This is a genomic window from Virgisporangium aurantiacum (assembly GCF_016863635.1).
In the GTDB taxonomy this organism is placed as follows: domain Bacteria; phylum Actinomycetota; class Actinomycetes; order Mycobacteriales; family Micromonosporaceae; genus Virgisporangium; species Virgisporangium aurantiacum.
In genome coordinates, this window is record NZ_BOPG01000121.1 from 1 (window position 1) to 15789 (window position 15789).

At 71.7% G+C, this 15789-nt stretch carries 12 protein-coding genes; all 12 read right to left on the minus strand.

The window, feature by feature from the left end; all coding sequences use genetic code 11:
• Positions 1–68 precede the first annotated feature (68 nt).
• Entirely contained in the window at positions 69–437 is a 369-nt protein-coding gene (locus Vau01_RS60230; RefSeq protein WP_204013497.1) for a histone-like nucleoid-structuring protein Lsr2, read from the minus strand.
• A gap of 99 nt (positions 438–536) precedes the next feature.
• On the minus strand, positions 537–1295 hold the full coding sequence (locus tag Vau01_RS60235; RefSeq protein ID WP_204013500.1) for an RNA polymerase sigma factor: 759 nt from the start codon (positions 1293–1295) through the stop codon (positions 537–539).
• A gap of 223 nt (positions 1296–1518) precedes the next feature.
• A complete protein-coding gene (locus Vau01_RS60240) occupies positions 1519–2343 on the minus strand; it encodes a hypothetical protein (RefSeq protein WP_204013503.1) in 825 nt (274 codons plus the stop codon).
• 321 nt (positions 2344–2664) lie between these two features.
• A complete protein-coding gene (locus tag Vau01_RS60245; protein ID WP_204013506.1) occupies positions 2665–3291 on the minus strand; it encodes a hypothetical protein in 627 nt (208 codons plus the stop codon).
• Positions 3292–3482: 191 nt separating this feature from the next.
• The gene (locus Vau01_RS60250; RefSeq protein WP_239153034.1) at positions 3483–4232 is read right to left on the minus strand and encodes a hypothetical protein; all 750 of its coding nucleotides are present in this window, start codon (positions 4230–4232) and stop codon (positions 3483–3485) included.
• 555 nt (positions 4233–4787) lie between these two features.
• On the minus strand, positions 4788–5741 hold the full coding sequence (locus Vau01_RS60255) for a replication-relaxation family protein (protein WP_204013509.1): 954 nt from the start codon (positions 5739–5741) through the stop codon (positions 4788–4790).
• A 411-nt stretch (positions 5742–6152) separates the two neighbouring features.
• Positions 6153–8675, minus strand: a complete 2523-nt coding sequence (locus Vau01_RS60260; protein ID WP_239153052.1) for a helicase HerA domain-containing protein — start codon at positions 8673–8675, stop codon at positions 6153–6155.
• 128 nt (positions 8676–8803) lie between these two features.
• Positions 8804–10624 (minus strand): VirB4 family type IV secretion system protein, encoded by a 1821-nt coding sequence (locus tag Vau01_RS60265; RefSeq protein ID WP_204013512.1) that lies wholly within the window; start codon positions 10622–10624, stop codon positions 8804–8806.
• Positions 10621–11625, minus strand: a complete 1005-nt coding sequence (locus Vau01_RS60270; RefSeq protein ID WP_204013514.1) for a PrgI family protein — start codon at positions 11623–11625, stop codon at positions 10621–10623. The genes Vau01_RS60265 and Vau01_RS60270 overlap by 4 nt, the downstream gene beginning before the upstream one ends.
• A gap of 135 nt (positions 11626–11760) precedes the next feature.
• The gene (locus tag Vau01_RS60275; RefSeq protein WP_204013517.1) at positions 11761–12699 is read right to left on the minus strand and encodes a TrbL/VirB6 family protein; all 939 of its coding nucleotides are present in this window, start codon (positions 12697–12699) and stop codon (positions 11761–11763) included.
• Positions 12700–12704: 5 nt separating this feature from the next.
• Positions 12705–13046, minus strand: coding sequence for a pilin (locus Vau01_RS60280; protein WP_239153054.1), 342 nt, complete (start codon positions 13044–13046; stop codon positions 12705–12707).
• Between the two features lie 884 nt (positions 13047–13930).
• Positions 13931–14794, minus strand: coding sequence for a hypothetical protein (locus Vau01_RS60285; protein WP_373320507.1), 864 nt, complete (start codon positions 14792–14794; stop codon positions 13931–13933).
• Positions 14795–15789: the final 995 nt, after the last annotated feature.

Genomic DNA, 15789 nt, shown 5'->3' on the forward strand with positions numbered 1-15789 from the left:
GCAGACGGCGACACCGGCCGGTCCGAAGGGCTGACAGGCCGACGAGACGCTGCAGAGGCGTGGGCGGTTCAGTCGCTGGTGGTGGCCGGGCCCGCCGGCTGTGAGGCTTGGTAGGCGGCTTGGTAGGCGGCCTGGACCTGTCGCGGGATGACACCGCGGTTGCGGAAGGCGGGCAGGTCGGTACGGCTGGTGTTGGCTTTCCACCAGGTTCGGATCTCCGACGTGGTGCGGTCGGTGCGGGCTGCTAGGCGGTGCTGGCGGGGCAGGCGCCGGCCGGCAGCGATGAACGGGGCGAGGGCGGCGCGGAGCCGGTCGCGGTTGGCCTCGGACAGGTCGATCTCGTAGTCGGCGCCTTCAAGCGCGAAGCGGTAGGTGTCGACGCCTTCGGCGCTGGCGTCGAGGTCGTCGGTCACGATGGTGCGGATCACTGTCGCCATGGGATATCAGGGCTCCTCGGAGAGGTAGAGGGATCCCGGGGGCTCCGCCGCCGAAGCCGGCAGAGGACCTCGTGATCCGGAACGGGACGGTGACGGACGTCAGGCGGTGCACAGCTCGCGGAGTCGGCGTAGGCCCTGTTGTTCGAGCCAGCGCACGGAGCCGACGCTGCAGCCCATCCGCGCGGCTGCCTGCGGGCGTGAGCACCCCTCGAGGTACCGCAGTCGGATCACGCGGCGCTGCGGCGGTTCGAGCCGGGTCAGCAGGTGCCGCAGTCCGGCCGCGGTGACGCCAGCCGCCGCGGAGTCGACGGTGGACGTGGCAGTGCGTGTGACGGTGGAGATGACGGCGACCACCGCGATGACGCGGTCAGAGACAGGTTGGTCGCCCGGATGGGCTTGCGGTGCGGCGGTCGTCGGGCGATCAGTGTAGGTGCGGGCCGCGGCCAGGTGGTGCCGCTGCGAACGGGTGTGGTTGGCCATCGACCGGGCCGCGAGGCGGTACATCGAGCCGATCAGGTCGGGGTCGATGTGGTGTGGCTCGGCGAGGGCGAGGCAGTACGTGTCCTGGACGAGGTCGTCGATCAGGTGGCGGTCGCCCTGCCGGACGCTTGCGGTGACGTAGCCGGTTATCCGGTCCACGGTGAAGTGGTAGAGGGCGGCGAAGGCGTCGCGGTCGCCGGCACGGACACCAGCCACGACGCCGGCCGCGATGCCGGCGCCGAACGAGTCGGCGGGGACGACAGCGGTCTCAGTGGACGGCCGCCGGCTGCGGTGCGTACGGTGCCGGTCCACGTCGTCGGCGGCCGTGCGGTGGTCGGTCGAGTCGAGCTGGCTGGCCATGGTGATCTGGATTTCCATGGACCGGATTCCCTTCGGTAGCAGGCCCTTGAGGCCGGATAGAAGTCCGGGCACAGCCGTACGGCCGTGCCCGGAAGGGGCGCGCGGGGTGCGCGGTGGCCGGGCAATCGGCCGTGGGTGGTGTCGTGCGTCAGGCGCGGCGAGGGGGATTCCGCTGCCGCGTGGGTTGCTACTCGTCGTGTCGGCGGCTCAGCGCGTGACCTGGCTGCCGATGGCGGGTCGGTCAGGTGGGCCAGTTGCTGTTCGCGAGCCGCCACGGCCAGCGGTAGGAGCCGACGCTGTAGTGTCCGTCGCCGTCGGGACAGACCTCGTCTGTCTCGTAGACGATCGTGTTGAAACCGTCGTGGTAGTCGGCGTAGACGGCCAGGACATCGTCGTCGAGCATCCGCAGGATCGGGTACTGGCCGGGCATCGGGTCGTGGGCGCGGTCCGGGTTGTCGTGGATGGCGTCGAGGTCGACGATGAGGTTTTCGACGGTGGCGCGGTCGAAGCGGGCTAGCAGATGCCCGGTGTCGGTGGTGTAGCCGGCCGCGATCAGGGCCGGATAGCTGGCGCCGGCGACGGCGTCGCAGGTGACCGTCGCGAAGGTCCATATGGTGCCGGCCGGGACGAGGCTGATGCGGTGCGTGGTGAACCCGACCCGGACGTGTCCGGGTGCGTCGGTCGGGTCGATGTCGATCCACATCCAATGCCGCTGGTAGTCGCGGGCGATGCGGATCGCGACGGCCAGGCCGGGCTGGTCTTCGGTGTGGCCGAGCGGGATGTAGGCGGTGCGGTAGCGGGGCAGATCGACGGTGCCGCGCCGACCGGTGGCGGTGTGCTGCCAGGTGGATGCCACCGCGGTGTGGAGTACGCCGTGCTTGGTGTACCAGCCGGGTATGCCGTTGGACTCGATCCAGTCGTGGCTGCCGTTGCTGTTCCAGATCAGGGCGGGCCGCAGCGGAGCCTGGGCCAGGTCCTGCGCCTTGGTCGGGCGGTGCGAAGTGCACGCCATCGCATGTTCGGCGAGAGGAATGACGTCCTCCAGCCGGAACCACAATTGGGTCACGATGTTCCTCCTTTGTAGAACAGTCATGCCGGAATGGATCCGGGCAAGGGACCCGGACAAGTGGGGTCCTGCGGGATGGGCTGTGTGGGAGAAGGGGCAAAGGACAGCCAGTGCGCTGGCCAGGCTGGAATGTGCGCCCCGGCCCGGGGGGGCACCGGGCGGTGGAGGTCGGTCTGTCATCGGTGTTCCGGACGAGCGGTGCTTGGCAGCGGCCGTCGCGGCCCGCTGTCGGTTCAGCGGTGGGCGACTCCGAACATGGACTCGCGATCGTCCTTCGGCAGATGTGCTGCGGCAGGACTTGATGCGGGGTGCTGCCCGAGGTCAGGCAGGCCAGTCAGGCAGCATGCGGGCGTTCCATTCGGGGTTTGCGGCGGGCATGGCAGCGCGGGCGGCGTCGTTGGCCGACATGCGTTGGTTGAGGACGGCGGTGAACGCTGTGGTCGACGCGAGCGGGTGTCCAAGGCAGTCGCGGACCTCGTACACGGTCAGGCATCGCAGCAGCTCGTGCCGATTCCGGTAGAACCAGCGGGTGACGGCGTAGGTCATGTCGCCCGCGGCGCGGAACCAGGACACGGTGACCGCCCGCGCGCCCGGCGGGGCACCGGCGGCGGGCGGGAGCTCTGTTGGCGTGGGGGCTCCGAAGCGCCACCACCGCTCGACGAGGATGCGCTGCAGCTGACCCATGACCCATGCGGTCGCCGTCCAGGTCGGCTCACCCACCCTGAGGGCGAGGCCGCCGTTGACGTCCATGACGACCGACTGGCGGTAGGAGGCGATGAACTGACCGGTCGAGGTGTCCGGATGCCGCGCGTCGAAGAATTCGATCAGCGGCTCGGGTCCGTCGTGGGTGTGCCGGTCGAGCGGGCCGCAGCGGTCGCCCGGGTCGATGACGCGTACGTTGAGTGCCGCGCCCGGGTCGTTGTGGTGGAACTGGTAGAGGTTGCTCACGATCCTGGCTCCGTTCCGGGAGTGTGGTGGGGTCGATGCCGGCGTCGGCAGCGGATCGGGGCACGTTGAGGTGGATCGCTCAACGTGCGGCCCACTGCGGGTTGGTGGAGCCGGTCGGGCAGCACGGTGCGAATCCCTTGGGTGCAGGGACTGCGGGTGCTGGCCGGCCGGTTCCGTTTGTCGGAGCGGGTTCAGAGGGCGACGGCGAGCAACCGCTGGTCGGCGTCGAGGCAGCCGAGGTAGCGGTTGGTCTGCTCGAGGAACGTCACCCGGTCGGCGAAGGCGTCGCTCGCTGGGGCGAAGCGGTGTCCGTCCGGGGTGAGCACGGTGTCACCAGCCAGGGCCGTGGAGGCGCTGTAGTGCTGGTAGGCCATGCAGCCGGCCTGGAACATCTCCAGGTCGTGCAGGTCGAGGCGACCGGCGCCGTAGGTGACGGCGTTGTGCATCCGGATCGCGTTGACCCGCGACTGGGCGTTGTAGGCCGCGATCGCCGCGTCACGCGGGAACTTGTCCGGGTCGGCCAGGTGCCGCTGCAGCATTTGGGTCCACGGGGTGGCAGGGCGGGTGCCGTGCACAACCCGGGACCAGATCTGGTGGCGGACACCGGCACCGACACCGGCGGCGTAACGCATGCCGTCGAGGTCGAGCAACCTTGCGGGGCCTCCCGCGCAGTACACGGGGCGACCCTTGCGGGCGTCGACCAGTTGGCTGCGCTGCCACATCCACATGCTGGGCGTGGCCCAGAAGCGGGGGGCGAGGGTGCCCTGCACGCCGAAGTGCTTGTCGAGCTGACGGCTGGTGAGGGACTCACCGGGCAGCCCGTCCGGCACGCAGACGATCACGGTACGGACCGTCGGGGTCAGTGCCGCAGCACCGATGACAGAAGAGTTCGTGCTCGACGACGCGGTCGACGATGCAGAGTTGCGGGTCTTCTTGGCCATGAGGAACCTCCTGGTGTTGGGCGCTGTCTGGGCGCGCGGCAGTGACCGGCCCACCGGGTGCATGGGTCGGCGCTGGACAACGGGCTGGGTTGGTGGCGCTAGGGTGCGGCGCCGGATGCGGTGCAGGTGGTGCGTTGTTGGTTGGTGCGACCTGGGATCGCCGCACGGGGTGCGGGTACCGACCGGCCCGGAAGGGGCGGGTGGATGACGGGCACCGGGGAGGTGCGGTGGAAGGCCCGAGGTGGGACCGAACCGGGGTGGAGCGATATAGAGGTGTTGTGTAGTGCCGTGAACGGTAGCGGCCTCCGCTTTCAGCACCCGCCGTGCCAATGAGCGGCGAACAGTGCGGTTGACCTGCGCTGTGAGTGGTTTGTGAGCGACTTGGCCGCATCGTGCGTGGTGCCGCTGTGAGACGACACCACGCTCACAAGTGATCTTGTTTCTGGCAGTCACTGACCGCAGTCGAGCGTCGCCTGGAATGGCTAGGGGGCGTTGACCTGCGCTGTGAGCGGGCGTCGCGTCCCCGCGCGCCTGCGGGCGAGGCGGCGAGCGCGGTCAGTGGTCGTAGCGGCCGGGGTTGGTGCCGGAGCGGGGGCCGTGGTCAGACGGCAGTTCGTTCAGCCGCCGGCGGCGGCCGGGACTGGCCGTCGCGTCGGCGGTCAGCGTCCAGACCCGCCCGGCCGGGTCCGGGCCGTGCACGGCCGTGGCGACCGGCATCGGCGTCGGCACACCCGCGAGGAGGCGCTGGATGTTGGCCTCCCGCTCGGCGGTGGGTAGCCAGAGTAGGACCGGGTAGCGGGGGCCGAACTCGGCGAGCCGGGCATAGGCGCGCAGTTTCGCCACCACGCGCGGGAGGTTCTCGGTGCTGCGGTCGTGTTCGAGGAAGAACCCGACCGTGGCGCCGTGGGCGCGCCAGATGCCGTGCCCGTCGGGGCGGATGCCGGACTGGGCGTAGACGTCGGTGGCGTGCTGCTCAGACCACCAGCGCACCAGCCGCGCCCCACCTGTCGCCCTACCGGTCGCCGTGCCGGCGCTGGGTCGGCGGGCAGCGGCGAGCAGGTCGATGAAGAACTGGTTGACGCCGAGCAGGTGCGCCGCGGTGGCGGAGGCGGCGATCCGCCGGGCCCGCTCGATGGAGCTACGCGGCGCCCTGGCGTACCGGCCGTCGGGGTCGTGGTAGGCGTCGGGGTGTAGTTGCAGCCCGACCGGGCCGAGGGTGTACAGGTACGGCACGGCGGTGTGCTCCGGGTTGGGGTAGGCGAAGCGGTGCACGACACCGAGCCGGTGCAGCGTGGTCAGGCGCCGCTGCGCCGTGCGTCGGCTCTCGAAGAACGCCGCCGCGATCTGCGGCGTGGACAGCAGGTAGTGCTCAGCGAGCAGTGCGAGCAGGTCCCGGTCGCGGGGCACGATGCGCCGGAACACCGCAAGCGGGTCCGCGCGAACGGTCCGGGGATCGGACGCCGCCGGGTCGGACGGACCGGACCGCGACGAGCCTGCCGGGCCGGACATAGCGGAGCCGGAACGGGCAGCACTCGGCGCCGAGCCACGAGCAGCAGGGAACACGAGGGAGGCAAGCGCACTGAGGTCGGAAACCTCAACGGAGACAGGGCCGAGAACGTGAGAACCGCGAGCGGAGGAACCGGGCACGGACGAAGAGTGTTTGTCGGACGACATGGGTTCTGGTGCTCCTAGGCAGGAAGGGATCCCCTCGTTTGCGAGGGGTGTCTGGCAGGTGAGAGCAACCGGATCGGCCGCTGTCAGGCGCACGTGCTGCACACACAGCGCAGGTCAGGCGTGTCGGAGAGAGTCGCGGCGGGACACGGGAACCCACCCCACCGCGACCGGGTCGGCGACCACCTCGACGACACCCACTGACCGTGGGCAACGCATGGATACCGCCGGGTGGGGGACACGGCCGGGTCAGGACCTGGACTGCTTGGGCCGGCCCTGGCGGCCCTGCCGGTCTTGCCGGCCCGCGCCGTCCTTGCCGCCGGGCTGCTTGGGTTGGGAGAGCCGCTCGACGAGTTCGTCGATGGCGCTGGTGTCCTGGACGGGCACCGTGGCAGCGGCGGCCTGCCGGATCGCGAGCGCCTCCCCGGCCACCGGCCTCGGCGGCCGGGTGCGCATCGTGAACGCCGGCGTCTGCCGGCCGCCCACGACGAGACGCGCCGCGGCAGTGTAGGCGTCGAGGTGGGACAGGTCGTGCTCGTCGAGTTCGGGCAGGGTGTGCCGGCCCAGCACCCTGGCGTCCTCCGGCGCCACCGTGAAATAGATCTTGTTTCGGGCGTTCGACGACGCCGCGGCGAGGAGGTCTTTCGGGAACTGGGCGAGGTCCTGGTGGGCCAACACCAACGAAAGCCGATACTTGCGGGCTTCGGCAAGCATCGTGTCCAGGCTGTTGGCCAGCGTGAGGAAGTTCTGCGCCTCATCGATGACCAGCGTGGCGTCGCGGCGGCGGTCGGGGGCGATGGTCGCGCGAGCGGTGGCGGCCTGCCACACCTGCGCCAGGACCAGGGAGCCGAGCAGCCGGGTGGTGTCCTCGCCGAGCTGACCCTTCGGAATCCGAACGAGCAGTGCGCCGCCGTCGAGGACCTTGCCCATGTCGAAGCTGGAGCGCGGGAACCGCATCGTCTTCTTCACGAAATCTCTCAACAAGAACGCCCGCAGGCGGGCCAGGACGGGGCCGATGACCTGCGAGCGCAGCGCCGGGTTGAGCTCGTCGTACCACTGCCAGAACCCGGACAGGCCGGCCGGGTCGTCGAGGTCGACGGTCATCGCGCTTCTGAACTGGGCGCTGTTGAGCAGCGGTGGGATGTGCTGCAACGTGACGTTCGCGTGCCGCAGCAACGTCAAGCAGGCGACCCGCATCACGTCGTCCATCCGCGGCCCCCACGCTTTGGCGAAGATGTTGCCGAAGATGGACACGAGGTTGTCCACGACGAGGTCGGGGTCGTCGCCTTCGAGGGGGTTGAGGCACGGCGGGTTCGGCTGGTCCGGGTCGTAGATGACCAGCCGGTCGGCCATCCGTTCGGCGACTGAGGCGGGGAGCCGGTCGAGGATGTCGGTGACCATGTCACCGTGCGGGTCGATGACCACCGTCCCGCGGCCGGCCCTGATCTCGTCGACGGCCATGTTGACCAGCAGCGTGGTTTTGCCGGAGCCGGTGGAGCCCACGACGTGCAGGTGGTAGCGGGCGTCCGGCACGGACAGGCCGACACCGTGCCCGCCGACCTCGGCGTCGCCGAGCACCTTGATGCCCCGCCCGCCGGCCGGGACGGCGACCGGGGCCGGCATCGGCTTGGCCCGCGCCCGGTCCAACCCCGGCACCGCCAGGTCTCGCGGCAGTGCCGCGAGGGCGGCCAGTTCGTCGCCGGCGAGCAGGAACCCCGCATCGAGCCGCCGGTCCGCGACCACCGCGACCGGCTGCGACATACGCCCCCGGTGGCCGAGGCGGTTCCGGGCGGCGTAGACCGCGAACGACGAGGCGACCGCGTCGGCGATTCCCCGCAACCGGCCCTCCGGGCGGGATCCGTCGCGGTGGCTGGTGTCGGCAAGGCAGTAGCGGATGCCGGCGGTCCACAGCGGCTGGGCGGTCTTGTCGAGGATGGCTCGCACGTCGCGTTCCACCTGTGGATCGCGCCGGCCCGTCGACGACGGATGGCTTCCGTTGCCGGATGTTCGCGGGGTGCGGGACAGCCGCCCGGGCATGAACTCCTCGAGTAGCCACAGCAGCGGGGCGGCCGGGTTGATGACCGGCACGGCGGTCTTGCCGTCCCGCAACCTGCCGGCCGCCCGCCGTGCCTGCGCCGCCCGCCTCGGCGGGGCGGGGCGGGCCAGGACCTGGACGCAGGCGTACTCACCGGGCCGTAGTTGGGCGCCGGCGGCCATGAGCGCGCGGAGCGGGTCGGCGTCGAAGTCGGTGTTGAACGGCAACCACTCGGCGGCCTGGGGCAGCAGGTGCCCGCCGGTCGCCGGTGCCGCCCGCGGCGGGATCGGTGGCGGGGCGCCGGGGTCGTTGGTGCAGGCGGCGCCCGGCCAGGCGGCGCGGATCGCCGCCTCGACCGCGCCGGGTGGGACGGTGCCGGGCACCCACACCGAGATCCGTAGCTGCCGGCCGGTCCAGATGTACTGCCACACCACATGCGGGCTGCCGTAGAACAGCCGCCGTAGGCGGGACGGGGTGAGGACACCGTGCAGGTTGGCCCACAGCGCCGCCGCGGCGTGTTCGTCGACCTCGGGCGGCGGAGCGATGGTGACGAGGCGGGCGTCGATGGCGTGGCGGAGGTGCCGCCACCCGTCGAGCAGGTTCCGCCCGGCCACCCACAGCACGAGCAGCGCGGCGGCGACGGCGAGCAGCCACGGCCGCGCGGCAGCCCAGTGCGCGGCGTCGATCAGCCACGCCGCCACCGGCGACGGCTCGGAAACGAAACCGGCGCCCGGCACGGGCGGGCTGGGCGCCGGTGACGGCAACTGCGAGGGCGAGGCGAGGAACACAGTGTCGAACGCTGTGTCGGGCGGTGGATGGCTGGGCGCGTGCAGTGGCGCCGGGATGGCGCCGTGGGCGAAGATGGTCACAGGTCCTCCCCGTCGTCGTCCGGGTCGTCTGGGTCGTCGAGGTCGAGCAGTTCGCTCGGTTTCGTGGTTGCGAGGGCGTGTTCGCTCGGCGAGCCGATCGATTCGAACGCCGTGCGGTTGCTGCCCGACACGAGCAGGCCGTGTCCGGTGCGGGCGGCGAGGAGCATCCGCCGCTCGCCGACGGTGAGCCCGAACGCGTCACCGACGGCGTCGATCGCCTGCGGGGCCTGCTTGAGCAGGATCTGGGTGGCGGCGTTGGACACCACGGCCATGCCGAGGTCGGTGCCCAGCACGTCGGCGACGTCCTGCGTGATCACCGACAGGCCGGAGTTCCTTTTGCGGCCGGCCTTGGACATGGTGAACAGGAACCGGGCGCCTTCGCCGTCGCGCATCAGAAGCCACGCCTCGTCGACCACGACGAGGCGGCGCACGGCCAGGCGCCGGTTGCCGGGGGTGTCGACGCTGCGCCAGATCGAATCGAGGGCGAGGAGGGTGCCGACGGTGCGCAGTTCGTCGGGCAGGTGCCGCAGGCTCCACACCACCAGGTGGCCCTCCGGGCGGGTGCTCGTGGGGGCGTCGAACAGGTCGGAGAACGAGCCTTCCGTCCACGGCGCAAGCCGGGCGGCGAGCTGGGTGGCGGCCGGGTCGGCATCGGCACGCAGGGTCGTGGCGAGGTCCGCCAGGAGTGGGGCGGGCCGGTGGTGGGTGGCCGGGTCGGCGGTGATCCCGGCGGAGCGGTAGGCGGCGAGGATCGCCCGGTCCAGGGCGGCGCGTTCGGTCGGCGGTGGCTGGTGTCCCAGCAGCACCGCGACGAACGTGTGCAGGAACAGGCCCCGTCTGGTCAGCACGTCCGGGCGGGTGTCCCCGACCGGTAGGTCGAGGGGGTTGATTTTCACGCCGGGTTGGCCGAGCCGGACGACGGTGCCGCCGACCGCGTCGGCCAGGCGCAGGTACTCGTCCTCGGGGTCCACAATGGACACCACGACGCCGGAGTACAGGTTGCGCAGCACGTCGAGCTTGACGAAGTAGCTCTTGCCGGCGCCGGAACGGGCCAGGACGACGCTGTTGTGGTTCTCCTGCGCCCAGCGGTCCCACCACACGATCCCGGACGAGTCGGGGTTGATGCCGTAGAGGACGCCGCCGTTGGTGGCGGGATCGCCGGGCAGCGGTGCCGGCAGATCAGCACTCGCGAGCGGGAACGCGGCGGCGAGCGCCTGGGTGTCCATGGTGCGCAGCATCTGCAGCGAATCGGTGGCCAGGGGCAGGGTGGTGGTCCAGCCGGGCAGGTGCCGCCAGGTCGCTGGCTGCACCTCGATCAGCGTGGAGGCGGCGGCGGCTTTCACCTGCGCGCACGCGTCGAGCAGCTCTGTCTCGGTGCGGGCGTGCACCGTCAAGTACAGCCCGACCCGGAAGAGTTTGGCGGCGCCGCGGGCCAACCTCCCGGCGAGGTCGGCGGCGTCGTCGGCGGCGGCCTCGACGTAGGGGTCGGCGAGTTTGCCCTTCTCCGTGTCGGCGCGGCGGGACGACTCGAACCGGGCCCGCTGGGTGCGCAGGCGTTTGGCGGCGATCGGTGCCGGGAGGGGGTCGATGTGCAGGGCGAGGTCGAGCCGGCCCGGCCAGGACAGGAGGGGTTCGAGCCAGGCGGGGCCGACCTCGGCGGGGTAGCCGGTGACGACGAGGGTGGCGGCGTAGCCGTCACCGACGCGCAGCATCCGCGGGGTGACCTCGACCGAGGCGGGGGCGACGGCCGCCGCCAGCCCCGCCGTGGGCGGGGCCGGGGCGGCTGTCGACGCCGTGCGGCGGGTGAACGGCTTCATGACGAAGTCCTTCTGCGGTTCTGAGATGGTGGGTTGGATGGTGTTTTCCTGGCCGGCGTTGCGTTGGCCGGCGTCGTGGTGATGACCGCGTCCGGGGCGGCGAGGCCGCCCGGCCGCGATGGCCGGTACGGGTCGGCCGCCGCCGCCAGCGCCGCGGTCACCGCCGGCCCGTCCAGGGCGCGGGTGGTGACGCCTAGGCCGGACAGGGCGCGGACGGTGTCGTCGGCGCGGCGGCGGGCGGCGTGCTCGCTGCGTTCGCCGGCGCCGGCGCGGGCGACGATGAGGACCAGCCGGCGCAGCGGATCGCGCCGCTCGGCGAGGTCGCCCAGGAACTGGGCGTGGTCCGCGCACGCCGAGGCGAGGGCCGGGTGCGCCAGCCGGTCGGCGGTGCGGGCCAGGGTGCGGGCGGAGGATGCCAGGTCGACCGGCTGCGCCGACACCACGATCTGCGTCGGGGTGGCGAGGGAGTTGAGCCACCGGCCGAACGTGTCGATCAGCGCGGCCTGCTCGTCGGCGGTGCGCAACGCCAGGTTGACGCTGGTCGCGGCGACCATCGCCGCCTTGGTGCCGCCGAGGCTGAGTTGCCCGTCGTCGCGGATCGCGTCGGCGGGCAGTTTCAACGGCGCTGGCAGGGGCATCCTGCCCATGGAGCCGTCGACCCAGTCCGGAGTCCGGGCGGTCGTGTCGGTGGTGGTCAGCGCCCGCGGGGCGCGGGAGTGCCGCAGCCCCGCGAGGATCCACAGGTCGAGGGGTAGCCCGTCGCGGCGGCCGACCGCGAGGCCGAAGACGAGACCCCCTAGGACGAGGGCGCCGGCGAGCAGAACGGGCACCGGGAGTACGGTGTGCAGGCCCTTCCAAGCGCCGTAGCCGATAACCGCGGCGACGGCGAGGATGGCCAACTGTCGGAACGTCAGCCCGTAGACGACCTTGTCCGGGGCGTCGACGTCGGAAGCGATACGTGCTCTGTACGGCCCGTCGTCAAGGTCCTTCTTCAGATGCATTGATCGTCACTCGCTTTCACAGCTTGGATGACAGCGGTGTCGCCGGGTGCTTTCAGCACCCGGACGACCGGAAGTTCGACTTTCCGCATTGCCTTGCCGCGCTGCCTTGGCGCGCCGGCTCGCCGGCTCGGCGGGTTACCGGACGGCGTGAGCGGCGCGGCCGAGACCGGGGACGGCGCGGGTCAGCTGTTGGACCACGACGACTCGGATGATCGCGCCGATCGGGTTGGGTCGTTGTCCGCCGCCGCCGGACACGTACCGGCGCAGCAGCCCCGGCACCCGCAGCGTGATCCAGAGCATGGTGATGACGATGAACAGGTTCATCGCGCCGCTGGCGTCGCCCCAGCCGAAGGCGGCCAGCATGTGGTCGTTGTCGACGAGCATCCACTGGCCGGCGTAGAGGGTCAGGCCCTGGCCGATCGGGATCGCCAGGGCGACGCCGTAGGAGCGCCACCACAGCCGGGCGATCGGGTCGGTCTGCGGCAGCGCGTGGCAGGCCAGCGCCAGCGGCGCGGCGGCGGTCAGGACGAGCAGGGCCAGGAACCGGGCGACCATCGACACCGCGGTCGAGCCGAGCAGGATCAGGATGATCACCGCGCAGACCACGAACAGCATCAGGTTGAGGTCGTTCTCGGCGGCGTCCAGGTGCCGCCTGATGCCGCTGATTGCGGCGGGTCGCACTTCGCCGTCACCGGCGAGGTCGTCGCGGACGAGGGCGGCGGTGAGCGCGTTCGCCAGCTCGATCATCTTGGCGCACCACAGTTGGCTGAAGTGTGCGGCGATGAACCCGACGATGCACCGCGGAACCATGTCCTTGGCGGTGTACCGGGTGCGGTCGTCGCCGCCGGCGAGCATGGTGAGCACGCCGGCGGCGAGGAAGAACATTACGAACACGAGGTCGACGATCAGGACCGAGCGGCCGGTCAGGGCCTGCACCTGCGGCAGTCTCGTCACGTCCGGGGTGACCAGCATGACGTTGGTGATCAGCGCGATCAGCCCGTCGAAGGCGTCGAGGATCTGATCGGCGAACTGCTGGAGGAGTCGTTCGATGATGCCGTCGAGGAGCCAACCCATAGTGGTCAGCCCCCGACGATGCCCTTGACGACCTCCAGCAGGATCGGGGCGAGGACGGCCAGGCCGTAGCCGACCAGGGCGTTCTTCAACGCCCCTTTGGCCTTGTCGACCTGGGCGGGGTCCCCGCCGGCCGTCGCCCAGTAGACCCCGGCCAAAACCAAGAACAGGGTCGCGACCGCGGCCAGGATCCCCATCACCCAGGTCTGCAGGTTGGTGATGACAGTGGGCAGGTCATTCGCCGCCAGGACGGCCGGTGTGCCCGGGTCGGCGTTGGCGGCCGAGGGCACCACGATCACCGCGGCGGTAGCCAGGGTGAGGGCGGCGGTGGCGCACAGCGCCCGGACCACGGCCTGCCGGCGCCGGCCGGCGGTCGACTCCTCGGCGAACGGTGCGGCGAACGGCGGGGTGGACAGTGGCGTGGACAGTGGCGTGGACGGTGCGGTGCGGGACGCGGCGTTGCTCGACGCGTCGTTGCTCGACGCGGTGGACCGGTGGGTGGTGTACGGGTTGAGGGCACGCAGGCGTGCCCGCGGGATGCGGGACATGGTTGGGGTCACCTCCCGCCCCGCAGCCGCGGCCGGGCCGGCGCCTTCAAGGCGCGGGATTTCCGGCGGGGCAGTGCGGGGCGAATGCTCGAAGCAGCGGATGTGGCCGCCGCCGAGCGGGTGCCCGGTGGGCGAGTGCGGTGGCGCGAACCGTCGGCGCGCTCGGGAGGAGCGCGTCCTCCCTTACGGGTCAGGGCGTGGATGAGGTGTCAGCGCATCACGTTGGCGCGGCACCCGAGCGCGGACGGACCGGCGCGGCACTCGCGACCGGGAACTGCCCGGCGGCGGGCAGAACCCCCAGTGCGGTCCGGGCCATTGAGGTTGGCCGGGCCGGGGAGTCCTGCACCCCCCTATCCGGGTTTGTGAGCCGTGGCGAACGCCCCCGTCGCTCACAACCCGCTCACAGCCGCCGCGATCGCTGTGAGCGGCCCGCCACCTGAGCACTGTGAGCGCGAAGGCCAGCGAGTTCGCGGCTCACAGCAGCTCGCCCCCGTGCGCACCGCATACGAGGTTCCGGTCACCGGCGCAGCGCACCTGGACGCCTGCCTGGACGCCCGGGGCGGCGGTGCCGCTGCCCGCGGTGCGCGGGGACAGAAACCGGGCTGTGCCGCCGACCCGTGGTGGGGGGGCGGCGGCACAGCCCGGTCGGAAGCGACAGATGCGGTTGGATGCGCCAGCCCGTCGTTTTAGGCGGCGGCGAGTTGCGGCGTCACCGCAGTCACCGCAGTCACCGCAGTCACCGCAGTCACCGCAGTCACCGGGTGCGCCGGGTTCGCCGTGCTGTTCTCGGCGCGGGCGGTGCGGGTCTGCTGGCGATGCTCGGCCTGGGCGGCCAGGGCCTGCTGCGCCTCCGGGGAGGCGGCGCCGGTGAGGGTGCCCTCGGCCAGCGCCCGGGCGAGGCGCTCGTCGACGCGGCGCAGCCGCATCCGCAGCGCGTCGGTGCTGATGCCGAGGCGGGCGGCGATCGGTTCGATCGCCCGCCGGCCCAGGCGGGTGTCGATGTAGGGCTGCTCGTCGCACACGTCGAGGAGGCCGAGCTCGACCGCGCGGCGCACGAGGAGGTCGGGGTGGCCCCACGGCCGCTGCGGGGTGCGTGGCCCGGGCGGGATGGCGTCGATGTCGTCGACCAGGACGATGCCGCGTTGCTGGGCGACCAGGGCGCGGCCGGCGCGCTGCGCGGCGCGGCGCAGCCGGGCGTACGGGGCCGGGCGAGCGAGGTCGACGGTATCGCGCAGCGCGCCCAGGAACCCAGTGAGAATCTCGGCGTCGACGTCGTCGGGGTCGCCGCACCAGCCGCCGGCGACAAGACCGGCGGCGCATCGGACCAGGGCGGGCATGGCCAGGGCGGTCGCGGCGATGACCCAGGCCGGGCCGTCGAGGCGGGCCCGGGTGATCAGCTCCCGCCACACCGCGTCGAGGGCCGGCCAGTCGCGGCGGTGCTCGTCCAGCCAGGTCCGCAGGTCGGCCAGGTTGACCGGCCCGGCCGGCAGATCAAGGGCCGGGTCGAGGTGGGACAGGTGGATGCGAAGCGGGTCGGGTTCGGTGGTCAGCGCGGCGAACGCGGTGTCGACGCAGGCGAACGGTGACGACGGCCAGCCCTCGCCGTCGTCACCGTCGTCAGTGTCGTCACCGTCGTCACCGTGGGTGTCGGTGTCGAGGTCGGCTGCCGGCGCCGCGTCATCGTGCGGGTTGCTGGGCCCGCCGGCAGGCGACGCGGCGCCGCTGCTGCCGGCGGCGCTGATGGTGGTGTCGCGAGGGGCGTCGGTCAGGTCGGGGGTGTTGTCACGGCCGGCGCGGTCGGCGGCGGTGGCGGACACGGTGGCGGACACGGTCATGTCACAACTCCTATGACAGGGAAGATCATCGATTGACACCGTCGGCGTGTCACGACGGCGCCCGAGGGGTGCCAGTACGCCAGACACCGCTCACGCGACGCCCACAGCCCTGCTCAGGCCACCTGTGGACCGGCATCGGACCGGCGGGCCATCGGTGTGACACCGGTGCGGTGCCGCCGTGTCACACGATCTTTGACATCGACTGTGATCATTGACATGGCCTCGTGTCACAGCCTCTGAGCTGCACATTGACACGCCGAGAGGTTGTGACACGCGACGGTGTCACAACCGCTGACATCGGATGCCGACACCGCGGCGCCCTGACATGGCGCCCGCTCACGGCTGCCCGCCGCGCCGCTCGCAGGCCCCTCTCGGCGCGCTCACGGGGTGCGTCGCCGGCGGCCGGCGGCGGGACGGCGCCGCGCGGCACAGTGTCATGTCAACGAAAATCGTCGATTGACACGGCCACTTGTGACGGCGACGACGGCCGATGATGCACCGGAATGTCAACGATGAACGGCGATGACACGGCTGCGGGTCGCGTCATTTGACATCCGCGCCGGGCGGGCGCCGCACAGTGCCATGTCCAGGCCGCGTCGTGACAGCCGTCGATTGCCGGTGGCGCCTGGGCGCCGCGCCGAGCGTGGTCTCTGAGCGTCATGGCGGTCGTCGTCGAGCGGGCGGCGGTCGTCGAGCCGGTTTCCGTGTGA